Raw genomic sequence first — 22,843 nt, 5'->3', positions numbered from 1 at the left:
TGGAACATCATTAACACTGAGGCGTGATGACGAGTCACTACGGTGATGAAGTGACCGATGCCAAGCTTCCAGGAAAAGCCTCTAAGCTCCAGGTAACACGAAATCGTACCCCAAACCGACACAGGTGGTCAGGTAGAGAATACCAAGGCGCTTGAGAGAACTCGGGTGAAGGAACTAGGCAAAATGGTGCCGTAACTTCGGGAGAAGGCACGCTGGCGTTGGTGAAGGGACTTGCTCCCGGAGCTGATACCAGTCGCAGATACCAGCTGGCTGCAACTGTTTAATAAAAACACAGCACTGTGCAAACACGAAAGTGGACGTATACGGTGTGACGCCTGCCCGGTGCCGGAAGGTTAATTGATGGGGTCAGCCGCAAGGCGAAGCTCTTGATCGAAGCCCCGGTAAACGGCGGCCGTAACTATAACGGTCCTAAGGTAGCGAAATTCCTTGTCGGGTAAGTTCCGACCTGCACGAATGGCGTAATGATGGCCAGGCTGTCTCCACCCGAGACTCAGTGAAATTGAACTCGCTGTGAAGATGCAGTGTACCCGCGGCAAGACGGAAAGACCCCGTGAACCTTTACTATAGCTTGACACTGAACCTTGAGCCTTGATGTGTAGGATAGGTGGGAGGCTTTGAAGTGTGGACGCCAGTCTGCATGGAGCCAACCTTGAAATACCACCCTTTAATGTTTGATGTTCTAACGTGGGCCCCTGACCGGGGTTGCGGACAGTGTCTGGTGGGTAGTTTGACTGGGGCGGTCTCCTCCCAAAGAGTAACGGAGGAGCACGAAGGTTAGCTAATCCTGGTCGGACATCAGGAGGTTAGTGCAAAGGCATAAGCTAGCTTGACTGCGAGAGTGACGGCTCGAGCAGGTGCGAAAGCAGGTCTTAGTGATCCGGTGGTTCTGAATGGAAGGGCCATCGCTCAACGGATAAAAGGTACTCCGGGGATAACAGGCTGATACCGCCCAAGAGTTCATATCGACGGCGGTGTTTGGCACCTCGATGTCGGCTCATCACATCCTGGGGCTGAAGTAGGTCCCAAGGGTACGGCTGTTCGCCGTTTAAAGTGGNACGCGAGCTGGGTTTAGAACGTCGTGAGACAGTTCGGTCCCTATCTGCCGTGGGCGTTGGAAGATTGAGGGGGGTTGCTCCTAGTACGAGAGGACCGGAGTGAACGCACCACTGGTGTTCGGGTTGTCATGCCAATGGCATTGCCCGGTAGCTAAGTGCGGAAGAGATAACCGCTGAAAGCATCTAAGCGGGAAACTTGCCCCGAGATGAGTCTTCCCTGGGACCTTGAGTCCCCTGAAGGGCCGTTGAAGACGACGACGTAGATAGGCTGGNTGTGTAAGCGTAGCGATACGTTGAGCTAACCAGTACTAATGACCCGAGAGGCTTAACCTTACAACACCGAAGGTGTTTTTAGAGAGACGAGATTCAGCTTGTTCAAAGATTGGTTCTGGTGGTTGCACGGGAAGAGAGTGTAACGGCTGGAATGAAACAGAATTTGCCTGGCGGCGATAGCGCGGTGGTCCCACCTGACCCCATGCCGAACTCAGCAGTGAAACGCCGTAGCGCCGATGGTAGTGTGGGGTCTCCCCATGTGAGAGTAGGGAACTGCCAGGCATCAAATCAGTAGAAACCCTCAGCGCAAGCTGGGGGTTTTTGCGTTGGGGCGAAAAAGAAAAAACGACCACCCCGCGGTCAGACCGTCACGCCAGCCCGCCGGCTGTTTGGGCAAGCCGGCGGTCACCCTGGCATGTCCCGGCCCCTCACAACAGCCGTCGCGATGAGCGTTTATCGTCCATTCCCATTCTCGTTGCCTAAGTCTGCCCCTGATCTTGCACTCATCCCCTGAATATCGCCCCGACCGACGCCAAATGAACCTCTTCCCTCGCATCATGGGATGACCCGGAGACGGGACATGAAGCGCCGTGCACAGAATCCGTCAAACAGCGGGGCGCAAACAAGGTTGATGTGGGGTCATTCGGTATACCAAACCCACAAGCTGCGGCTATGCCGTACCCGGTCTGGCCTATTCTTCGGCACTCATCTTCCGTTTATTCTGGGAAGTGAAATGGTGGAGTCAGTTTTTTCATAGGGAATACATTCTGTACGACGCCCTTATGAGGCCTGTTTACCCCCATCTTTCACCGGGCGCAGCCCGATCCGGATTGACATCAGCTGCCCCTCGGAATGACGAGAAGACGTGTGGATCTAACCATCACAGAAAAGACTGCCGGGCATCAAGCCAGCGGCGGATAAACTCGGCAATGGCGGGAGGGTGATTGAGATCGAGTTGAGGGACGGAGACATCCACTGGCACATCGCTGGCGATGGCCAGTGTGTCGTCATCGATCAACGTAGCCACGTCATGACCGGTTTCCTGACGGTAAAGGACGATTTTGGGGATCTTCTCGTGGCGAAAACCTTCGACCAGCACCAGATCGAGCTTTGTGCGATCCATTCTGCTAGTCAGCCACGCAAGATCGGGTTGCGACTGTGCAGGCGTTTCCGTCATCAATGCCCAGCGATTGGCGCTGGCGACCAGCGTCTGCTCCGCACCCGCTTTACGGAGACGATAGCTATCTTTCCCCGGCGTATCGATATCCATATCGTGGTGCGTATGTTTGATCATGCCGACGCGGATGCCGAATGCTTTGAGCAAGGGGATTAACTGCGTTAACAGCGTCGTTTTTCCTGTACCACTGTATGCGGCAATCGCCAGAAGCGGCACGGGACTAGTCATGTTTTCGGCCCTCTAGCCAATCAGCCAGTTCTTCGGGCGTATTCAGATTACGAAATGCCTGAGGCTGGTCGCTGAAAGAGACGGGTTTAGCATCAATGTGATCGAGAAATAGCATCAGTTTGCGATCGCCCCTGGACAGAAATGCCTCGAGCGCCTGAGTTTGGCTTTTATTGATGAGAAGCAATGTAGGATGGTGGCGTTCGCCATCGGTGGCATAGGCGGCGGGGTGATGCCCAATATGATGTTGTAAGCGAGAGACGAGATTCAACGGTAACGCCGGCACATCGCAAGGAACAAAGAGTGCCCATTCGGTCTTCATGGTGACCAACCCGGTATATATCCCCGCTAAAGGTCCCGCAAACTGGCGGTTAATATCACCGATCACCGGATACCCGCTTTGCCGATAACGTTCATGATGGCGGTTGGCATTGATCAGTACGCTATCCACCTGGCTCTCCAGCCGTGTTAAAACGTGCTGATACAGTGGTATGCCCTTCAACAGAAGGAGGCCTTTATCGTGGCCCTCCATCCGTAAGGATTGTCCGCCAGCCAGAATGATTCCCATGATCATAATTGTTTGACCTGAAAATAAATGATGCCGATTGAGGGAAAACGATGGCGTAATGCCAAGCGCTTTCCTCATACTAAGTACATGACTATTTAAGCTGAGTATGGAGAACCGATCATGAAATGTCATCGCGTGAATGAGTTAGTTGAACTGTTGCATCCGGCCTGGCAGCAGGAGCCCGATTTGAATTTGATGGAATTTTTACAAAAACTTGCAAAGGAAGCTGGGTTTGAGGGTGCGCTTGGCGATCTGACAGATGATATCCTTATCTACCATTTAAAAATGCGTGGTTCCGACCAAGAGCAACCGATCCCAGGGTTGCAGAAAGATTATGAAGTTGACTTCAAAACGGCGCTTCTGCGGGCCCGTGGCGTCATCAAAGATTAATGAAAAGCGCGTTTTCCGCCCCGATGCGCGCGTACGTCTTTTGCAACAGGAACGTTAAACGCAATGCATGATGCTGTTTTCAATTTTCACACGCTCTCGCCAGACGTCATTATGGATGCGTTATGGTCGGCGGGCGTACGCGTAGACTCCGGATTAATCGCGCTTAATAGCTACGAAAACCGGGTATACCAACTCAGTGATGAAGATCGTCGGCGTTACGTGGTCAAATTTTATCGTCCACAGCGTTGGAGCAAGGATCAAATCGTTGAAGAGCATCAGTTTGCCGCTGAACTGGCGCAGGATGAAGTGCCGGTCGTCGCGCCTTTGGCGTTGCAGGGAGAGACCTTGCATGAGCATGACGGCTTTTTCTTTACCGTCTTTCCGAGCGTAGGGGGAAGGCAGTATGAAATGGATAACGATGATCAGCTGGAAGGCGTCGGTCGTTATTTGGGGCGCATTNATCAAACCGGTCGTAAACGGGATTTCGATGCCCGGCCGACTATCGGCCTACAGGAGTATCTNTATGAGCCATATGTTGAGCTGTCACGATGCGCTTTGATACCCGCCTCGCTGCGGGAAACCGTCCAGAACGCGACCGATCGCCTGATTCAGGAAGTGGAGCGCTGCTGGCATGACGATTGGGCGTCGGCCCGCCTGCATGGAGATTGCCACCCCGGCAACATTCTGTGGCGTGACGGCCCCTTGTTCGTCGATCTGGATGATGCACGTAACGGCCCCGCCATTCAGGATTTGTGGATGCTTTTGCATGGCGAGCGACGCGAGCAACGAATCCAGCTGGATATTCTGTTGGACGCTTACAGCGAGTTTTCTTCTTTCGAAGAGAAGGAACTGGCGCTCATCGAACCGCTGCGGGCGATGAGAATGATTCATTATCTGGCCTGGGTTGCCCGACGTTGGCAAGATCCTGCGTTTCCAAGGAGTTTTCCCTGGATGCAGGATGCCGATTTCTGGGCGAAACAAGCCTCCACCTTTGTCGAGCAGGTTAAGCTGTTGCAGGAACCGCCTTTGCAGCTGACGCCGATGTACTAAAGTTAACGGAGAAAAGAGTGATATGAAGAAAGTATGGCTAACACTGATTGGTGTCATCATGGCGTTCAGTGCCTCCGCGGCTGATTTCAGCGAGGGGAAACAGTTTGTCACGCTGGATAAGCCCGCAACGCAGGAGCCGCAGGTGCTGGAGTTTTTCTCTTTCTACTGCCCGCACTGCTATCAGTTTTCCCAGATTTATCACATTCCTGACGCGATACAGAAAGCGTTGCCGGCTGGCACCAAAATGGTGAAGTATCNCGTGGACTTCCTGGGACCTTTGGGAAAAAACCTGACGGAAGCGTGGGCTGTCGCTATTGCTCTGGGGGTTGAGGATAAAATTAGCCCGCTGATGTTTGATGCGGTACAGAAAACTCAAACGATTCAGAAACCGGAAGATATTCGCAACGTCTTTATCTCCGCAGGCGTGAAAGGCGAAGACTACGACAGCGCTCTCAACAGCTTCGTTGTAAAATCACTGGTAGTACAGCAAGAAAAAGCGGCGGCGGACTTGCAGCTGCGCGGTGTTCCATCCCTGTTTGTAAACGGCAAATATATGGTTAAGAATGACGGTCTTGATACCAGCTCAATGGACGCTTACGTCCAGCAATATGCTGATGTAGTGAAATTCCTGATTTCTAAAAAGTAATTTAACGCGACGCCATGCGGTGACAGCCGCGTGGCGTGAGTTTTTCAAAAGGGAATCTTTCAGGGAAAATAACCGGGTGAAAGTGAATTTCATTGCCATAGGTATCCACAAATCTTATGTTTCCCGTTAACAACAAGTGAACACGTTTTTTTATTTCAGTTAACTGATTTTGCTTAATAATTTAATTACTCCCGTCAGCATTTATTCTCCTGTTAATTATTTAAGTATTTCTATACACAAACTTATCCACAGAATTTCTGCGATACGTCACGAAAGCGTTGCCGTATTTACGCGTTATTATTCGTCTCTTCCTGCCAACCTATGGCATGCTTATATGATGGCTGGAAATAACAATTGAAACAGATTATGGCTCAAATAGCAGACAACCCTTTAATTCTCGTCGACGGTTCCTCTTACTTGTACCGTGCCTATCACGCTTTTCCTCCGCTGACTAACAGTGCGGGCGAACCTACCGGAGCGATGTACGGCGTGCTAAACATGCTGCGCAGCCTGTTGCTTCAATATCATCCTAGCCATGTTGCGGTTGTGTTTGATGCAAAAGGAAAAACCTTCCGCGATGAGCTGTTTGAACATTACAAATCTCACCGACCTCCGATGCCGGAAGATCTGCGCGCTCAAATCGAGCCGTTGCATAAAATGGTCAGAGCGATGGGCCTGCCGCTGTTAGCGGTCTCCGGCGTGGAAGCGGACGACGTCATCGGCACGCTGGCTCAACAGGCGGAATTGAACTCGACGCCGGTTCTGATCAGCACCGGTGATAAAGATATGGCGCAGCTGGTGACGCCGAACGTCACCCTTATCAACACAATGAACAACGCTATCCTGGGTCCTCAGGAGGTATGCGATAAATATGGTATTCCACCGGAGCTGATCATCGACTTCCTCGCGCTGATGGGCGACGCCTCCGATAATATTCCCGGCGTGCCGGGCATTGGAGAGAAAACGGCACAGGCGCTGCTACAGGGATTGGGCGGTTTGGATACGCTGTACGCCAATCTGGATAAAATCGCCGATCTTTCATTCCGCGGCGCTAAAACGATGGCGGCTAAACTGGAACAGCACAAAGAGGTGGCTTACCTCTCTTATCAGCTGGCTACGATCAAAACCGATGTTGAACTGGAGCTGAGCTGNGAGCAGCTGGCGGTTACCGAGCCGCAAGTGGACGAGCTGAGTGAGTTGTTCAGGCACTACGAGTTCCGGCGTTGGCAGGTTGAGTTGGAATCAGGAGCCTGGTTGTCGGGTAAAAAGAGTCCGGTCGCGGCAAAAAGCAAACCCGCGGNGGAAGAAAAAAGCGCGCCTGCGGTTGAGAGCGCGCTATCGCAGGAAGGCTACGTCACCATCCTGGATGAAAAGACGCTTGAGACGTGGATTAATCGTCTGAAGTCGGCCGACGTGTTTGCCTTCGATACTGAAACCGACAGTCTGGATACGTTGAGCGCTAATCTGGTCGGTGTCTCGTTTTCCGATAAGCCGGGNGAGGCCGCCTATCTGCCACTGGGCCACGACTATCTGGATGCCCCGGCGCAGATGACGTGCGAAAGAGCGCTGGAACTGCTTAAGCCGCTGCTGGAAGATCCTGCCGTACTGAAAGTCGGTCAAAATCTGAAATATGATCGCGGCGTGCTGGCCCGGTACAACATTGAACTGCAAGGTATGGCATTCGACACCATGCTGGAATCTTACGTGCTGGACAGTGTGGGCGGCCGCCACGATATGGACAGCATGGCATCACGCTACCTACAGCATAAAACCATCTCATTTGAAGAAATTGCCGGTAAAGGCAAAAATCAGCTTACCTTCAATCAGATCCCACTGGAGCAGGCGGCGGTGTATGCGGCGGAAGATGCCGATGTCACGCTACATTTGCACCAGAAGCTTTGGGAAAAGCTGGAAAAAGAGCCTGAGCTAAGAAACGTTTTCGACAATATCGATATGCCGCTGGTGCCAATTCTGTCGCGCATGGAACGCAACGGCGTGCTGATCGACGCTGGCATTCTCGCCGAGCACTCCAAGGAGTTGACGACGCGGTTGGCGGAGCTTGAAGTTGAAGTGCATGAACTGGCTGGCGAGCCTTTCAACCTCTCCTCTACCAAGCAGTTGCAGCACATTCTGTATGAAAAGCTGCAGCTCCCTGTCAGGAAGAAAACCCCAAAAGGGGCGCCGTCCACTAACGAAGAAGTGCTGGCGGAACTGGCGTTGGACTATCCGTTGCCGAAGCTGATTCTGGAGTATCGCGGCTTGGCGAAGCTGAAATCCNCCTATACGGATAAACTGCCGTTGATGATCAATCCGCTGACGGGAAGGGTTCATACTTCCTACCACCAGGCGGTGACGGCGACCGGTCGGTTGTCTTCCAGCGATCCCAACCTGCAAAACATACCGGTGCGTAATGAGGAAGGGCGGCGTATCCGGCAGGCGTTTATCGCTCGCGAAGGCTACAGCATCGTTGCGGCGGATTATTCACAAATCGAACTGCGCATTATGGCTCATCTTTCTCGAGATGCCGGACTGCTGCGAGCTTTCTCCGAGGGATTGGATATTCACCGCGCTACGGCGGCGGAAGTCTTCGGTTCNCCTTTGGATAAGGTGACGTCTGAGCAGCGACGCAGCGCCAAAGCGATCAACTTTGGCCTCATCTACGGTATGAGCGCATTCGGTTTGTCTCGGCAGCTCAATATTCCGCGCAATGAATCTCAGAAATACATGAATCTTTATTTCGAGCGTTATCCTGGCGTGCAGGAGTATATGGAGCGTACCCGTGAGCAGGCGGCCGAGCACGGTTATGTTTCCACGTTGGATGGTCNCCGCCTTTATCTGCCGGAGATCAACGCGCGAAATGCCATGAGCCGTAAGGCGGCGGAACGTGCGGCGATCAACGCGCCGATGCAGGGGACGGCGGCGGATATCATCAAGAAAGCGATGATCGCCATCGACGGCTGGTTGCAGCAACAGGATGAACCGCTGGTGACCATGATTATGCAGGTGCACGATGAATTGGTCTTTGAAGTCCATGATTCCGTGCTGGAACAATCCAAGGCGAAAATTAAAGCGTTAATGGAAGGATGCATGACGCTGGATGTGCCGTTGCGTGTCGACGTGGGAACCGGTATTAACTGGGATCAAGCACACTAATTCACGCCCTTTTCTTGCCGAAAACCGTCCTATCCTGCCTGCCCCTTGTATGACCTGGAGCAGGCAGAATCTACACACTTAACGCCCGTAATTCATCATGTTATCTAGCCTGTAACTTGACAAACTTGAGTCCACTTCATCAGAAAATGGCCCTTTTTGTAATTAAGCTACAGGATCATGCGGCGATGTGTCCCTTTATGGCGATGCTTTATGCAATGCGTGAAAGTAAACAACAAAAAAATCTTTGTAGCCGTAAAAAAATAGGGTAGAGTTATTTCCGTAGGGTACAGAGGTAAGATGTTCTATCTTTCAGACCTTTTACTTCACGTAATCGGATTTGGCTGAATATTAGCCGCCCCGCTCAGTTTTCTGAGCGGGGCGTTTTTTATTGGGGACTGAAATTCTGATCGCGATGGGCATCAATTTCGAAGGGGAATTAACCCCATGAAGTTAGGGCATTATTCGCCCTGTTCGGGGAAGTCTTCGAAGGGGGTGCCGTTAAACCAGCTGTCCAGTTTTTCGCGCAGCTTATCCACGCCGCTCTTTTTCAGAGACGAGAAGGTTTCCACCTGAATATCGCCCATCAGCGGCAGTATGGCTTNTCGCACCCTATTCAGTTGCGCTTTGCGCGCGCCCTGAGCCAGCTTATCCGCTTTAGTCAGCAATACGAGCACCGGCAGTTCCGCAGCCACTGCCCATTCCAGCATCTGCTGGTCGAGGTCCTTCAGCGGATGGCGGATGTCCATCAGCACCACTAATCCTTGCAGGCACTGACGTTTTTGCAGGTATTCGCCTAAGGCGCGCTGCCATTTTCGCTTCATTTCTTCCGGCACTTCCGCGTAGCCGTAGCCGGGCAAGTCCACCAGTCGTACGCCGTCGACCACCTCAAACAGGTTGATGAGCTGGGTGCGGCCAGGGGTTTTACTGGTTCTGGCCAGGCTTTTTTGATTGGTTAGCGTATTGAGCGCGCTGGACTTTCCGGCGTTCGAACGTCCAGCAAAGGCGACTTCAATACCGCTATCTGCGGGCAAATGGCGAATGTCCGGGGCACTGGTAACGAAATGGGTCACCTGGTAGTTGTATTGATGGGTCACAATCTTCGTCTCTGTCTGGATTAATAGTTACTCAGCGATTATACCTGTAACTTGCCGTGGCTGTGGTCTTTATCTGTATCGTCACTTTGACGACGTCAGCGTAATATTGTGAAAAAATAAAAGCCTCTTCCGTGAAGTTGGGTGCTTTTTTATTCGTACGCTTTCTGCTAGATTCCGCCGCAATTCCCTACATTCTTAATAATCTGAGAGCGATGCCATGAAACAGCCATTCAAACGGCCGGGCGGTAAGGCCGCCAAACCTAAAATCAAAAGAAAAACCCGTGAAGAATTGGATACCGAAGCTCGTGCACGCAAGCGTCAGAAAAAACGTCGTGGACTGGCTGCGGGAAGTCGCGCACAGGGTGGAAACGATAACAAGACGTCTTCCGGACTGGAAAAAGTGGTCGATCCCCGCATCGGCAGCAAGAAAAAGATCCCGCTGATCCCGGCTGACGCCGCTCAGGTTTCATCAATTCCTGAGCCTGAACGGGAGAAAAAAGTCACGTTATCCCCAGAAGTTGAGCTGGAAATGCTGGAAAACGATCCGCGCCTGGATGAGCTGCTGGATCTGCTGGAGAAAGGGGAAACGCTTTCAGTGAAAGACCAGTCCTGGGTTGATGAGAAGCTCGACCGCATCGATGCGCTGATGGAATTGCTGGGCATTGAGCTGGGCGATGACGACGACGACGAAGAAGAACCTCAGGAAGATATGCTGCAGTTGCTTAAGCGCAATAACCCCAAAGACGGTTATTGATGTTAAAAGGGCTGTTTCTGATATTAACCTTGCTGGTTATGTGTTTTTTGCTGAGTCTGTTGGCTAAACTGTGGTGTCTGTCGAACAGGAAGACGCGATTGCTGCGACGCAGCCTGTCTTCCCGACAGCAGCCAATACCGCAGAGACGGTCAGGCAATAAACGATACCGCAAGGAGTAAGCAGCAATATGTCTGGAACGAGCATCGATTGGGATCTGGAGCTGATACAAAAGTATAACTATTCCGGTCCCCGCTATACGTCTTACCCTACCGCGCTGGAATTCACCGAAAACTACGATGAATCCGCTTTTCTGCAAGCGGCCGCTCTTTACCCCGAGCGACCGCTTTCCCTGTATATTCACATCCCGTTTTGCCATCGTCTGTGCTATTTCTGCGGGTGCAACAAGCTGGTGACGCGTCAGCTGCACAAGGCGGACGAGTATCTGGATGTCCTTGAGCAGGAAATTCGTCAGCGAGCGCCCCTGTTCGCCGGACGTACCGTTACCCAGATGCATTGGGGCGGCGGAACCCCGACGTTTCTGAATGCAAGTCAGATTACCCGGTTAATGGCGCTTTTGCGCGAGCAGTTTACGTTTGATGCGCATGCTGAAATGTCGCTGGAGATAGACCCGCGCGAAATCGAGTTGGATATTGTTGATCACTTGCATCAGGAAGGGTTCAATCGCCTGAGCATGGGGGTACAGGACTTCAATAAAGAGGTTCAGCGATTGGTTAATCGTGAGCAAGACGAAGCCTTCATCTTTGCCCTGATCGAACGGGCCAAGGCGCTCGGGTTCACCTCAACCAATATCGATTTGATTTACGGTCTGCCGAAACAGACGCCGGAGAGTTTCGCCTATACGCTACAACGCGTAGCCGAGCTGGGTCCGCACCGATTGAGCGTGTTCAACTACGCCCATCTTCCGACGTTATTTGCCGCGCAGCGGAAAATTAAGGAAGCGGATTTGCCTGGCGCCGAGCAGAAACTGGATATTTTACAGCAGNCCATTCATGACCTGACCGCCTCGGGCTACCAGTTCATCGGTATGGACCATTTTGCGCGTCCCGACGATGAGCTGGCGGTGGCTCAGCGCGAAGGGAAGCTGCATCGTAATTTTCAGGGNTATACGACACAGGGCGAGACCGATTTGCTGGGGTTGGGCGTCTCCGCGATTAGTATGATCGGTGATAGTTATGCTCAGAATCAGAAGGTCTTGAAGGACTACGACACACAAGTCCAGACCCAGGGCAATGCGCTGTGGCGGGGNGTGAAATTGACGCGAGATGATTGCCTCCGCCGGGACGTCATTAAAACGCTGATCTGCAATTTTCGGCTGAGCTATTCTGCGATAGAAGCCGAATATCAGATTGATTTCGAGAATTATTTCTCTGAGGATCTGATATTGCTGAAGCCGATGGTGGCAGATGGTCTGATCGAGGTGACGTCGCGGGAGCTGGTGGTGACGCCAAAAGGACGCTTGCTGATCCGTAATATTTGCATGTGTTTCGACATCTACCTGCGCAGTAAGATGCGAAGTCGCCAGTTCTCACGGGTGATTTGAACTTTTGATAGAAATAGAAACAGCCGCAATGCGGCTGTTTCTATCTTTCCTGCCAGCGTAAATCCACAACGCTATGTGGGTTCCGGGTTCAGCTAAAAAAGTTAATCAAGGCGGCACACAAAACGGCTGCGATGGCTGTCTGCGGGGAGTGTCCCACCGCATTGCCCATTTCAGCGCCGTGTGACAACGCCGAAAAAAGTGATTCCAACATGGTTACATTCTCCTGTCTGCGCAGCGATCATACTGCTAGTGATGATCATGTAAAGTATAAACTTGCGGCAATAATCTCTGCGCTGAGATGTCTCTTTTCCGCTCCACTGACAGGCTATGAAAGCCGGTAAGACGAGTGGTCATGGGACTACTCCATCCCTAATTCTTTCAGTTTGCGCGTGAGCGTATTACGCCCCCAGCCCAACAAGCGAGCTGCTTCCTGTTTATGCCCCTGGGTATGACGCAACGCAGTCGTCAGCAACGTTCTTTCCATCTCTGGCTGGGCTTCCGCCAACAGGTTTTGATGACCGGAACGTAGCGCCCGGTCAGCCCATTGCGCCAGCAGGGTCGCCCAACTGTCTGGCTGAACATGTACCGTGGCGTCAGGCGCGGTGGTTTCAAACAGCTCTGGTGGTAAGTCCTGGATCAGTACTTCCTGACCCGCGGCCATGACGGTCAACCAGCGGCAAGTATTTTCCAACTGGCGGACGTTGCCGGGCCATGGCAGACGCGTGAGCGCCGCTTCCGTCTCTGGGTGCAGGTTCTTCGGTTCGACACCCAGCTCCTTGGCGGTGGCTTGTAGGAAGTAGCGTGCAAGACGTGGAATATCTTCTCGGCGCTCTCGCAGCGGGGGGAGATGTACGCGAATCACGTTCAGACGGTGGAACAAATCTTCGCGAAATTTTCCTTCCTGTACTCGCAGCTCCAGATTCTGATGGGTCGCCGCAATAATCCGGACATCGACTTTGACCGCCGCATAACCGCCTACGCGGTAGAACTGCCCATCGGCCAGCACACGCAGCAGTCGCGTCTGCACGTCCAACGGCATGTCGCCGATTTCATCCAGAAACAGCGTGCCGCCATCGGCCTGCTCGAAACGCCCCTGACGGATCTGATTTGCACCGGTGAAGGCGCCTTTTTCATGACCGAATAGCTCTGACTCGATCAAATCCTTAGGGATTGCGGCCATGTTCAGCGCAATGAAGGGCGCTTTGGCGCGAGGGCTGTGGCGATGCAACGCATGCGCGACCAGCTCTTTACCTGTGCCGGACTCCCCGTTGATCAAGACGCTGATGGAGGAGCGTGAAAGACGGCCAATGATCCGGAAAACATCCTGCATCGCGGGCGCTTCCCCGATGATATCCGTCGTCGGCCCGCTGATGGGCTGATTACGAACCGGTTGTTGCTGTTCCATATAGTGGCTGATGGCGCGTTCGACCAGCGCCACCGCCTCATCAATATCGAACGGTTTGGGCAGATAATCGAAGGCACCCTGCTGATAGGCGCTGACGGCCGCATCTAAATCGGAGTGCGCTGTCATGATAATGACCGGTAGCATGGGGTGGCGCTGTTTAATCTGTTGCAGCAAAGCCAGCCCATCCATTCCCGGCATACGAATATCGGAAAGCAATACGTCCGGGGTTTGCGTAGATAATGCGTTTAATGCTTGATTTCCGTTATCAAACGTTGCGCAGGTTAAGCCGGCTCCTGTGAGCGCGCGTTCGAGCACCCAGCGGATGGAGCTATCGTCGTCGACAATCCAGACTATCCCTCGTTGCATCATGGACCTCACTGGCGGATGGGCAGATAGACCGAAAATTCGGTGTGACCTGGCCAACTGTTAAATTCAATTTTACCGGAGTGTTGATCGATAAGATTACGGGCGATCGACAGCCCTAGTCCGGTGCCCCCTTCACGTCCGCTAACCATCGGATAAAACAGGGTATCTTGCAAATGGGCGGGGACGCCCGGACCATCGTCTGCAATGTCGATACGGGCCACTAAACGATAGCGCACGCCGTGCAGCGTCAACTGGAAAGCGGTACGGGTACGGATCGTGATGGAGCCGCCTTCTTCTCCCAACGCCTGCAAAGCATTGCGGGTGATGTTCAGCAAGACCTGTTCAATTTGATCCGGGTCGTGCATCAGTTCCGGCAAGCTGGGATCGTAATCTCTGACCAGCGTGACGTTATTGGCCTTTTCCAGCGAAACTAGCTGGAAGATGCGCTCCGCGACCTGATGGATACTTTGCGTGACGTGCAGCCCGGGCTGTTGCGGTCCTAACAAGCGATCAACCAGATTACGCAGGCGATCCGCCTGTTCGATAATGACTTTGGTATATTCCGTCAGCGATGGGTCGGGCAGCGCTTTGGATAATAGTTGCGCCGCGCCGCGCAGGCCTCCCAGCGGGTTTTTAATCTCATGAGCAAGGCCGCGAACCAGATCTCGCGCCGCCAGCTGCTGAGCGTGTTGCAACTGCTCCTGACTGAGTTTGCGCTGGTTATCCATCGGCGCCATTTCCATCAGAATATAATCATTCTGAATACGCTGTGCCGTCAGCGACATGATATGGGCTCTGCCATCCACCACGATGGTGACTTCGTTATCGGTAAATCCCTGTCCGGAGTTAAGGCTGTCCAACATCAGGTCAATATTGAGCGAAAAATAGCCGAGCAGTTCAGGCAATGGCGTACCCGACAGCTTTCGCGAGCTTTGCGCCAGCAGTTGTTGCGCCGCTGGGTTGGAATAATGGATCGCCAGATTTTTATCTAGCAATAAGATGCTATTAATTAATGAATTGAGGATCTGCCCAGCATCGGGCAGCGTGCCTGTTGCCATAACGCAGACTCCTGCACTTTTTTAGTGCGTCACATTCTGGATTGATAAATATCGCTTAGCAAACGTACGATGTCGCGCGGAGAAAAAAGCCCATCCGAAGATGGGCTGAAAAGTTTCCACGGCAACAAAATAAACTAGAAATTTTGTCGGCGACGGCAGCTTCAACATCGTTATTATTCGGGCTGCCGTCGTTGCACGAATAATTACACGCTGTAGTACAGTTCGAACTCGACCGGGTGCGGAGTCATACGTACGCGGTCGTTTTCCGCACGACGCAGTTCAATGTAAGCATCGATAGAGTCTTCGGTGAATACGCCGCCGCGGGTCAGGAACTCACGGTCTTCGTTCAACGCATTCAGCGCTTCTTCCAGTGACCCTGCTACGGTCGGGATTTCACTCGCTTCTTCCGGCGGCAGATCGTACAAGTTCTTATCCATGGCATCGCCAGGGNGGATCTTGTTGATGATTCCGTCCAGGCCAGCCATCAGCAGTGCGGTGAAAGCCAGGTACGGGTTGGCTGCCGGATCCGGGAATCGAACTTCGATACGACGCGCTTTCGGGCTAGCGACCACCGGAATACGGATGGATGCAGAACGGTTACGCGCGGAGTAAGCCAGCATGACCGGTGCTTCATAGCCTGGAACCAGTCGTTTGTACGAGTTGGTCGCCGGGTTGGTCAGGGCGTTGATGGCTTTCGCATGTTTGATCACGCCGCCGATGTAGTACAGCGCCATTTCGGACAGNCCGCCGTATTTATCGCCGGAGAACAGATTCACGCCGTCTTTGGACAGAGACATGTGGCAGTGCATACCGGAGCCGTTGTCGCCGAACATCGGTTTCGGCATGAACGTTGCTGTTTTACCGAAAGCATGTGCGACGTTGTGGACAACGTATTTGTAAATCTGAATTTCGTCGGCTTTCTTGGTCATGGTGTTGAAGCGGGTGGCTACTTCGTTCTGACCTGCTGTCGCTACTTCGTGGTGATGCGCCTCAACCACCAGCCCCATCTGCTCCATGGTCAAACACATGGTGGAACGGATGTCCTGAGAAGAGTCGACCGGGGGAACCGGGAAGTAGCCGCCTTTGACGGACGGACGGTGGCCTTTGTTGCCGCCTTCATATTCTTTGCTGGAGTTCCAGGCGCCTTCGATATCGTCGATAGTGACATGGGAGCCGGAGATGCTGCTGCCGAAGCGAACGTCATCAAACAGGAAAAACTCGGGTTCTGGCCCGAACAGTACGGTATCCGCGATACCGGAAGAACTCAGAAAATCTTCTGCGCGTTTGGCGATGGAGCGCGGATCGCGATCGTAGCCCTGCATCGTGCCTGGTTCGAGGATGTCACAACGGATGATCAGCGTAGACTCTTCGTAGAACGGGTCGAGAATGGCGGTCGTGACGTCAGGCATTAACACCATGTCTGATTCGTTGATGCCTTTCCATCCGCCGATAGAAGAACCATCGAACATTTTGCCGTCTTCGAAAAAATCTGCATCTACCTGATGGGAAGGGATCGTGACGTGCTGCTCTTTACCTTTAGTATCGGTGAAACGAAGGTCGACGAATTTCACCTCATGTTCTTTCAGCAGCGTCAAAACGTGTTCAACTGACATACTTGGTTCTCCCGGGTTATATCAATTATCGTCGTGGAACGAATATCGTTGTGGAATGTTGTTGTGACCGTACGTAGACTATAGCTAAATCTGTGCCAACTTTAGTATTTGTGCCTGAAAGCCCATTCTCTGGTTTCCTAAGTGGTCTTGGACTGCACCAATATAGTAATCTGCACCAAAATAGTGCTTTATTTTGCATTGTTAGCACCATATTGGTGCTTATCAATGTGTTTGCTGCGAAATTGCACCGTGAAAGGGATTACAACCCCTCAATGTGAGGTTGTTTGCAAGAGATGTTTGTGATCCTGTTTAGTCCCTCGATTAATCCGTGTACAATAGCGCGCTATTTCTAAATGCCTGAGGCAAAGCTGTGATCGAAAATTTGCGTAACATCGCTATTATTGCGCACGTTGACCATGGGAAAACCACCCTGGTCGACAAGCTGCTACAACAGTCCGGTACGTTCGATGAACGTAGTGAAGCCACCGAACGTGTTATGGACTCCAACGATTTGGAGAAAGAGCGCGGGATCACCATCCTCGCTAAAAATACCGCCATCAATTGGAAAGACTATCGCATCAACATCGTTGATACCCCAGGACACGCCGACTTCGGCGGTGAGGTAGAACGTGTTATGTCGATGGTCGACTCGGTGCTACTGGTCGTTGATGCAATGGATGGCCCGATGCCGCAGACCCGTTTCGTGACCAAAAAAGCCTTTGCCAATGGTCTGAAGCCGATCGTGGTCATCAACAAAGTTGACCGTCCGGGCGCACGCCCTGACTGGGTTGTCGATCAGGTGTTCGACCTGTTTGTAAACCTGGATGCCACTGATGAGCAGTTGGACTTCCCGATCGTTTACGCTTCCGCGTTGAACGGTATTGCTGGTCTGGATCACTCCGATATGGCCAGCGACATGACGCCGCTGTTTGAAGCGATCGTCGAACACGTCGACGCGCCGAAAGTTGACCGTGACGGCCCGCTGCAGATGCAGATCTCCCAGCTGGACTACAACAACTACGTGGGTGTTATCGGTATCGGCCGTATTAAGCGCGGCATGGTTAAGCCTAACCAGCAGGTCACTATCATCGACAGCGAAGGCAAAACCCGCAACGGTAAAGTCGGTAAAGTCCTGGGCCACATGGGTCTGGAGCGTATCGAATCCACGCTGGCGGAAGCGGGTGACATCATCGCTATCACCGGTCTGGGCGAGCTGAACATTTCCGATACCATCTGCGATCCGGCGAACGTCGAAGCGCTGCCTGCGCTGAGCGTCGACGAACCGNCCGTAACCATGTTCTTCTGCGTCAACACGTCTCCTTTCTGCGGTAAAGAAGGGAAGTTTGTGACGTCGCGTCAGATCCTTGAACGTCTGAACAAAGAGCTGATCCACAACGTTGCACTGCGCGTTGAAGAGACTGATGATGCGGATGCTTTCCGCGTATCCGGTCGTGGTGAGCTTCNCCTGTCTGTCCTGATTGAAAACATGCGTCGTGAAGGCTTCGAAATGGCCGTTTCGCGTCCGAAAGTTATCAACCGCGTGATCGACGGTCGCAACCAAGAACCGTTCGAAAACGTGACGCTGGATATCGAAGAACAGCATCAGGGCTCCGTCATGCAGGCGATGGGTGAGCGTAAAGGCGACGTCAAAGACATGGTTCCAGATGGCAAGGGCCGTATTCGTCTCGACTACGTTATCCCAAGCCGCGGTCTGATCGGTTTCCGTACCGAGTTCATGACCATGACGTCGGGTACGGGTCTGCTGTACTCCACGTTCAGTCACTACGACGACGTGCGTCCGGGCGAGATCGGTCAGCGTCAGAACGGCGTACTGATCTCCAACGGTCAGGGTAAAGCGGTCGCGTTTGCCCTGTATGGCCTGCAGGACCGCGGTAAATTGTTCCTGGGACACGGTGCCGAAGTTTATGAAGGCCAGATCATCGGTATCCATTCACGCTCCAACGACTTGACCGTGAACTGTTTGACCGGTAAGAAACTGACCAACATGCGTGCATCGGGTACGGACGAAGCGACGACACTAGTACCACCGGTCAAGATGACTCTGGAGCAGGCTCTGGAATTTATCGATGACGACGAACTAGTCGAAGTTACGCCGACGTCTGTCCGTCTGCGTAAACGTCACCTGACTGAAAACGACCGCCGCCGCGCGGGTCGCTCGAGCAAAGAAGGGTAAGCGCCTTTTCTGTAACGACGGTCTCGTTTTAGAAAAAGCCAGCCAGCGAAAGCTGACTGGCTTTTTTAATTCAATTTCATTCAGTTACCCTCATGACACAGCGTGAGCCCACACCTGCTGACGGTGTATTCGGCCTCCGATCTTCTCTGTTCAGTTCTCCCTTTTACCGTTACAGTGAAAGCCTACCGACTCATCAGGAGGACCTATGTTGTATATCTTTGATTTGGGGAATGTCGTCATTGATATCGATTTTAGACGGGTGTTGGGAGTATGGAGCAACCTGAGCGGTATCCCCCTGGCTAGCCTGAGCGAACGCTTCGTTATGGGGCATGCATTCGAACAGCACGAGCGCGGCGAGATCGATGATGAGGCATTTGCTGCTCAGTTGTGCCACGAAATGGGGATTGCCCTCAGCTTTGAGCAATTTGCCGCGGGCTGGGAATCCATCTTTATCGGGGTGCGTCCTGAAGCGCTGGATATCATGAAGCAATTGCGGCGAGACGGTCAGCGGGTTGTGGTGTTGTCCAATACCAACCGACTGCATCATCAGCAGTGGTCTACGCTCTATCCCGAAATAGAACAGGCCGCCGACCGACTGTATTTATCTCAGGAGCTGGGTATGCGCAAACCGGATGCGGCAATCTACGAGTATGTGCTGCAGCAGGAAGGCTGCCGGGCCGAGGATGCCATCTTCTTCGATGATAATGCGGACAACGTCACCGCTGCATCCGCGTTGGGCATCCATGNTATTCAGGTCAACGATCGTCAGGTTCTGACGGACTTCTTTTCTTCTCAGTCCGCCGTGGTGAATGAATAGCGCCAGGCAGTTTCGATTCGGCATCAGACAGGAGCAGCAACGTTTTTATGATTGGGTTAATTCAGCGCGTCTCCAGCGCCAGCGTCACCGTGGACAACGAAATTATTGCGAAAATTGATGCGGGATTGCTGGTATTGCTGGGCGTTGAGCAGGGCGATGACGAAAAAAACGCCGCGCGGTTATGCGAACGGGTGATCGGGTACCGAATTTTTGGTGATGAGCAGGGCAAGATGAACCTTAACGTGAGTCAGGCCGGCGGCAGCCTGCTGGTGGTGTCGCAGTTTACACTGGCGGCCGACACACAAAAGGGGATGCGTCCCAGCTTTTCCCGCGGNGCGGCACCTGCCGAGGCGGATCGGTTGTATCAATACTTTATCGGTCAATGCCGGGAACGGGGCGTTGTCACGGAAACCGGCCGTTTTGCCGCCGATATGAAGGTTGAACTCGTCAATGACGGGCCGGTGACCTTCTGGCTACAGGCATAAAACGGATCGCTTCTCTTGGTTAACTGAGGCTGTGTATGTATCACTTGAGAGTGCCGGAAAGCGCTGAAGAGCTGGAAGCCTACTATCAGTTCCGCTGGGAGATGTTGCGTAAGCCGTTGCGACAGCCAATGGGATCTGAGCGCGACGCTTATGATTTGCTGGCGCATCATCAGACCGTGGTTGATGAGCAAGGGCGACTAGTGGCAGTCGGGCGACTCTACATTAATGCCGATAATGAAGCCTCTATCCGTTTTCTGGCAGTTCACCCTGCCGTGAGAAGTAAAGGGTTGGGCACTTTGCTGGCGATGGCGCTGGAGTCGGTGGCGCGCCAGGAGGGGGCCAAGCGCGTGGTGTGCAGCGCCCGCGAAGAGGCGAAGGCGTTTTTCGGCAAATTAGGGTTTGTGGATCAGGGCGAGGTCACGACGCCGCAGACTACGCCCATTCGACATTTCCTGATGATCAAACCGGTGGCGACGCTGGATGATATTTTGCATCGCCCAGACTGGTGCGGTCAGCTGCAGCAGGCTTGGCACGATCATATTCCGCTGAGCGAAAAGATGGGTGTGCGCATCAGCCAGTACACCGGCAAGAAATTTATCACCACGATGCCGGAAGCCGTCAATCAAAACCCCCATCACACCATCTTCGCCGGCAGCCTGTTTTCGCTGGCGACCCTAACCGGCTGGGGGCTTATTTGGCTCTTGCTGCGGGAGCGTCAACTGGGGGGCACCATTGTCCTGGCGGATGCCCATATTCGTTATAGCTCGCCGATTATTGGTCGTCCCAGTGCGGTCGCCAATCTTGGGTCGCTGAGCGGCGATCTGGACAAGTTGGCGCGTGGCCGTCGGGCGAGGGTTCATCTGAACGTCGAATTGTTCGGTGAAGGTCGAAAAGGGGCGTTATTCGAAGGCGTGTATATGGTCTTGCCTCCGACGCAGGATGATCCTCTGGAGCCAGCTGGTCTATCGCACGACTGACATAAGGCGCAGATAGAGATGGCTGCGGGAATGGCTTCACATGGATAACGGAAGGCCGGATGATGAGTCCGGCCTTGTTCTTGGTATCATCCCGTCCGGCCTAGGGCGTCGGCATCCCTTCCTGTAAGACGCCTTGATGCAACTGCTGTTGGAGCGGTTGGCCTGCGCTGTCCGTCCCCTGCAAAATGCCATTCAAAGAGGGGGTCAGCGGCGTGGCATACGCCATCTTACCGTTCAGCCGCAGCTGAAAGTTGAGATTCCCCGACGGCATGCGTGTCGGCGTTGGCCAGCCCCAGTGCAACAACGTGTCGAATGACGTCGATTTACCATTCATATCCAGCGTGAATTCACGTGCGGGGGTTTGATTAATACTCGCTTTTGCTTCCAACAGTCCCCCCTGCGTGAAGGCGCTGAGGTCGGTAAACGTGATCCGATCGTTGTTGGCCGTCAACGCCAGAGACGGACGCCGAATATCCACTTTATTGAACGTGGCATCGCTGGCGTTCAGGTTCAGCGAGCCTTGCCAAATTCCCCACTGATGCTGACGCGCTAGCAGCAGGTCGCTGCCATAGCCGTCAAGTGCGGTCACCTGGAACGGGAAGTCCGGATTGATATCGATCAGCAGGTTGCGGTTGGCGGTAAATTTTTTGACGGATATCTCTTCCAGCCACGAAGGCAACGCTTGTTGCCAGCGTTGACGCCAGTCCCCCGGCAGGGTGTATTCCATTCCCGCGATAACCAGTTCATCCAGCGTCAGCCGGTGGNCGCTGCGCAGCCAGTTGCCGCTGGCTCGCAGCAGCCCTCTCTCCCAACGGGTCGAGAACTGGCGAATGGCAATCCCTTGCGAGGACAGGNCCAGATTGATGATCGGGTCGATCAGATGCATGTCGCCGTTAATGAGGTCGGTCGCGTTGAACGAGAGCGAGCCGTCCTCACTTTGCCAGTTATCCTGTCGGAAGGTGACATGCTGTAGTGTGGCGTCAAGATCGCTGGCGGCCCAACCGGGTCCCTCAATGCGTGCGTCTATCAGGTCAAAACGGTCGACGCTGACGGCGGGCAGCGCTGCGACGGGCCGCCAGAAATCAGAGAGGGAACGTGAGGTTTGCAGCCTTACGTTACTCAGTCTGAGCCGATTAATCTGCCAACCGCCATCGTCCGCACGCTGCGCGCTGCCGGTCAGTTCTCCCCGGGCGACATTGGCGCCAAAGTTGCTCAGCGTCAGGCGCCGATTCTCTAAGGCGCCTTCCACCAACACCTGACTGGCGGGAATATCGTTCAGCGTCAGCGAGCGGGCGCTGAGCTGGAAGCGCGCATGATTCCCCAGCAAATTACCGGGCTGCGGCTCCCACGGCGTGATACCGCCGTTGACCTGCTGCCCGTTTAGCCGCCAGTCGCCATCCTGCGCCTGTAGCGCCATATCTTTTAACTGCAACACGTCAGCCTGAAGAGGCAGGGCGTAACCGGTTTGATTTAGGTTGAGCGTACCCCCCTCCAGCCACAGGCTCGCCAAATGAGAAGGCATAGTGATTTGGCGCAGGCTAAGTCCAACGGAGACCTGTTTGGCGACCAACGTTGGCGGCTGATTTTGATGGCCGAAAGAGACCTCATTGAGCTGGAAGATGCTGGGCGACGTCCAGCTATGAGACACTTTTTTCAGCGCGAGTCGGTATTCGGTATGTTGACTAACCCAACGGCTGACCTCGTTGGCTCCCCATTGGGTCTGCAGCGCGATATAAAGCGCTACCAGAGCCAGAAGGGTCAGTAACAGCAGTGAGATGAGTAGCTTCCCGATCAATTTCATCGTATCAGTCCGTGCCTGTCGTCGAGGATAGAAGAGTTATGCCGCAATGTGGGCAGCGGCTCAAGTCGGTAATCATACGCCTGACAAGAATCAGGGCACGATGTTGCATCATGGAGCCATGATTAGCACGGTAAATACGAAATATCTGGAAGCAGGCTCC

At 53.4% G+C, this 22,843-nt stretch carries 19 protein-coding genes and 2 rRNA genes; 13 read left to right on the top strand and 8 right to left on the bottom strand.

Going from position 1 to position 22,843, the window contains the following annotated elements; all coding sequences use genetic code 11:
• Nucleotides 1–1,409 (top strand): 23S ribosomal RNA (locus RZ35_RS18190); the annotation flags it as partial.
• A 106-nt stretch (nucleotides 1,410–1,515) separates the two neighbouring features.
• Nucleotides 1,516–1,631: ribosomal RNA gene (rrf, locus tag RZ35_RS12910) — 5S ribosomal RNA — on the top strand.
• A gap of 598 nt (nucleotides 1,632–2,229) precedes the next feature.
• Here rrf and mobB read toward each other — a convergent pair.
• Both mobB and mobA read right to left on the bottom strand, forming a co-directional pair.
• Nucleotides 2,230–2,754, bottom strand: a complete 525-nt coding sequence (gene mobB, locus RZ35_RS12905; RefSeq protein ID WP_026743692.1) for a molybdopterin-guanine dinucleotide biosynthesis protein MobB — start codon at nucleotides 2,752–2,754, stop codon at nucleotides 2,230–2,232.
• The gene (gene mobA, locus RZ35_RS12900) at nucleotides 2,747–3,325 is read right to left on the bottom strand and encodes a molybdenum cofactor guanylyltransferase MobA (protein ID WP_026743691.1); all 579 of its coding nucleotides are present in this window, start codon (nucleotides 3,323–3,325) and stop codon (nucleotides 2,747–2,749) included. Before mobA ends, mobB begins: the two co-directional genes overlap by 8 nt.
• Nucleotides 3,326–3,439: 114 nt before the next feature.
• Here mobA and RZ35_RS12895 point away from each other — a divergent pair, with 114 nt between their 5' ends.
• From RZ35_RS12895 to RZ35_RS18680, 5 genes are all read left to right on the top strand, one after another.
• On the top strand, nucleotides 3,440–3,709 hold the full coding sequence (locus RZ35_RS12895; RefSeq protein ID WP_026743690.1) for a YihD family protein: 270 nt from the start codon (nucleotides 3,440–3,442) through the stop codon (nucleotides 3,707–3,709).
• A gap of 63 nt (nucleotides 3,710–3,772) precedes the next feature.
• Nucleotides 3,773–4,759 (top strand): serine/threonine protein kinase, encoded by a 987-nt coding sequence (locus tag RZ35_RS12890; RefSeq protein WP_026743689.1) that lies wholly within the window; start codon nucleotides 3,773–3,775, stop codon nucleotides 4,757–4,759.
• 22 nt (nucleotides 4,760–4,781) lie between these two features.
• A complete protein-coding gene (gene dsbA, locus RZ35_RS12885; RefSeq protein WP_026743688.1) occupies nucleotides 4,782–5,405 on the top strand; it encodes a thiol:disulfide interchange protein DsbA in 624 nt (207 codons plus the stop codon).
• A gap of 366 nt (nucleotides 5,406–5,771) precedes the next feature.
• Nucleotides 5,772–8,558: a DNA polymerase I gene (gene polA, locus RZ35_RS12880; RefSeq protein ID WP_026743687.1), complete on the top strand. Its 2,787-nt coding sequence runs from the start codon at nucleotides 5,772–5,774 to the stop codon at nucleotides 8,556–8,558.
• Nucleotides 8,559–8,855: 297 nt separating this feature from the next.
• Nucleotides 8,856–8,903, top strand: a complete 48-nt coding sequence (locus RZ35_RS18680; RefSeq protein ID WP_071892919.1) for a spot 42 RNA, inhibition of DNA synthesis — start codon at nucleotides 8,856–8,858, stop codon at nucleotides 8,901–8,903.
• A 113-nt stretch (nucleotides 8,904–9,016) separates the two neighbouring features.
• On the opposite strand, the gene yihA is transcribed toward RZ35_RS18680, so the two are convergent.
• Entirely contained in the window at nucleotides 9,017–9,655 is a 639-nt protein-coding gene (gene yihA, locus RZ35_RS12875; RefSeq protein ID WP_026743686.1) for a ribosome biogenesis GTP-binding protein YihA/YsxC, read from the bottom strand.
• Between the two features lie 214 nt (nucleotides 9,656–9,869).
• On the opposite strand from yihA, the gene yihI reads away from it, so the two are divergent.
• Together yihI and hemN are read left to right on the top strand one after the other, a co-directional pair.
• A complete protein-coding gene (yihI, locus tag RZ35_RS12870; protein ID WP_026743685.1) occupies nucleotides 9,870–10,406 on the top strand; it encodes a Der GTPase-activating protein YihI in 537 nt (178 codons plus the stop codon).
• A 187-nt stretch (nucleotides 10,407–10,593) separates the two neighbouring features.
• Nucleotides 10,594–11,967, top strand: coding sequence for an oxygen-independent coproporphyrinogen III oxidase (gene hemN / locus RZ35_RS12865; protein WP_026743684.1), 1,374 nt, complete (start codon nucleotides 10,594–10,596; stop codon nucleotides 11,965–11,967).
• An 88-nt stretch (nucleotides 11,968–12,055) separates the two neighbouring features.
• Here hemN and RZ35_RS18000 read toward each other — a convergent pair whose 3' ends face one another.
• The 4 genes from RZ35_RS18000 to glnA all read right to left on the bottom strand — a co-directional run bounded on the left by RZ35_RS18000 (nucleotide 12,056) and on the right by glnA (nucleotide 16,409).
• Nucleotides 12,056–12,178 (bottom strand): YshB family small membrane protein, encoded by a 123-nt coding sequence (locus tag RZ35_RS18000; RefSeq protein ID WP_139171511.1) that lies wholly within the window; start codon nucleotides 12,176–12,178, stop codon nucleotides 12,056–12,058.
• A 147-nt stretch (nucleotides 12,179–12,325) separates the two neighbouring features.
• On the bottom strand, nucleotides 12,326–13,738 hold the full coding sequence (gene glnG / locus RZ35_RS12860; protein ID WP_026743683.1) for a nitrogen regulation protein NR(I): 1,413 nt from the start codon (nucleotides 13,736–13,738) through the stop codon (nucleotides 12,326–12,328).
• 8 nt (nucleotides 13,739–13,746) lie between these two features.
• Nucleotides 13,747–14,796, bottom strand: a complete 1,050-nt coding sequence (glnL, locus tag RZ35_RS12855) for a nitrogen regulation protein NR(II) (RefSeq protein WP_026743682.1) — start codon at nucleotides 14,794–14,796, stop codon at nucleotides 13,747–13,749.
• A gap of 203 nt (nucleotides 14,797–14,999) precedes the next feature.
• Nucleotides 15,000–16,409 (bottom strand): glutamate--ammonia ligase, encoded by a 1,410-nt coding sequence (glnA, locus tag RZ35_RS12850; protein WP_026743681.1) that lies wholly within the window; start codon nucleotides 16,407–16,409, stop codon nucleotides 15,000–15,002.
• A 370-nt stretch (nucleotides 16,410–16,779) separates the two neighbouring features.
• On the opposite strand from glnA, the gene typA reads away from it, so the two are divergent.
• From typA to fabY, 4 genes are all read left to right on the top strand, one after another.
• Entirely contained in the window at nucleotides 16,780–18,603 is a 1,824-nt protein-coding gene (typA, locus tag RZ35_RS12845; protein ID WP_026743680.1) for a ribosome-dependent GTPase TypA, read from the top strand.
• 205 nt (nucleotides 18,604–18,808) lie between these two features.
• Nucleotides 18,809–19,420, top strand: coding sequence for a glucose-1-phosphatase (yihX, locus tag RZ35_RS12840; RefSeq protein ID WP_026743679.1), 612 nt, complete (start codon nucleotides 18,809–18,811; stop codon nucleotides 19,418–19,420).
• A gap of 47 nt (nucleotides 19,421–19,467) precedes the next feature.
• Nucleotides 19,468–19,905 carry a D-aminoacyl-tRNA deacylase gene (gene dtd / locus RZ35_RS12835; RefSeq protein ID WP_026743678.1) on the top strand — a complete coding sequence of 146 codons (438 nt, stop codon included), beginning with the start codon at nucleotides 19,468–19,470 and terminating at the stop codon, nucleotides 19,903–19,905.
• A gap of 35 nt (nucleotides 19,906–19,940) precedes the next feature.
• The gene (gene fabY, locus RZ35_RS12830; protein WP_026743677.1) at nucleotides 19,941–20,882 is read left to right on the top strand and encodes a fatty acid biosynthesis protein FabY; all 942 of its coding nucleotides are present in this window, start codon (nucleotides 19,941–19,943) and stop codon (nucleotides 20,880–20,882) included.
• 100 nt (nucleotides 20,883–20,982) lie between these two features.
• Here fabY and RZ35_RS12825 read toward each other — a convergent pair whose 3' ends face one another.
• Nucleotides 20,983–22,683 (bottom strand): AsmA family protein, encoded by a 1,701-nt coding sequence (locus RZ35_RS12825; protein WP_026743676.1) that lies wholly within the window; start codon nucleotides 22,681–22,683, stop codon nucleotides 20,983–20,985.
• Nucleotides 22,684–22,843 lie beyond the last annotated feature (160 nt).

The organism is Lonsdalea quercina subsp. quercina (assembly GCF_000688655.1).
Classification (GTDB): Bacteria; Pseudomonadota; Gammaproteobacteria; order Enterobacterales; family Enterobacteriaceae; genus Lonsdalea; species Lonsdalea quercina.
This window is presented reverse-complemented; position numbering and strand designations above follow the sequence as displayed.

Coding starts and splice junctions, on each gene's coding strand:
- mobB (WP_026743692.1), bottom strand. CDS start 2,754: ATGACTAGTCCCGTGCCGCTTCTGGCGATTGCCGCATACAGTGGTACA.
- mobA (WP_026743691.1), bottom strand. CDS start 3,325: ATGATCATGGGAATCATTCTGGCTGGCGGACAATCCTTACGGATGGAG.
- RZ35_RS12895 (WP_026743690.1), top strand. CDS start 3,440: ATGAAATGTCATCGCGTGAATGAGTTAGTTGAACTGTTGCATCCGGCC.
- yihI (WP_026743685.1), top strand. CDS start 9,870: ATGAAACAGCCATTCAAACGGCCGGGCGGTAAGGCCGCCAAACCTAAA.
- RZ35_RS18000 (WP_139171511.1), bottom strand. CDS start 12,178: ATGTTGGAATCACTTTTTTCGGCGTTGTCACACGGCGCTGAAATGGGC.
- glnG (WP_026743683.1), bottom strand. CDS start 13,738: ATGCAACGAGGGATAGTCTGGATTGTCGACGACGATAGCTCCATCCGC.
- glnL (WP_026743682.1), bottom strand. CDS start 14,796: ATGGCAACAGGCACGCTGCCCGATGCTGGGCAGATCCTCAATTCATTA.
- fabY (WP_026743677.1), top strand. CDS start 19,941: ATGTATCACTTGAGAGTGCCGGAAAGCGCTGAAGAGCTGGAAGCCTAC.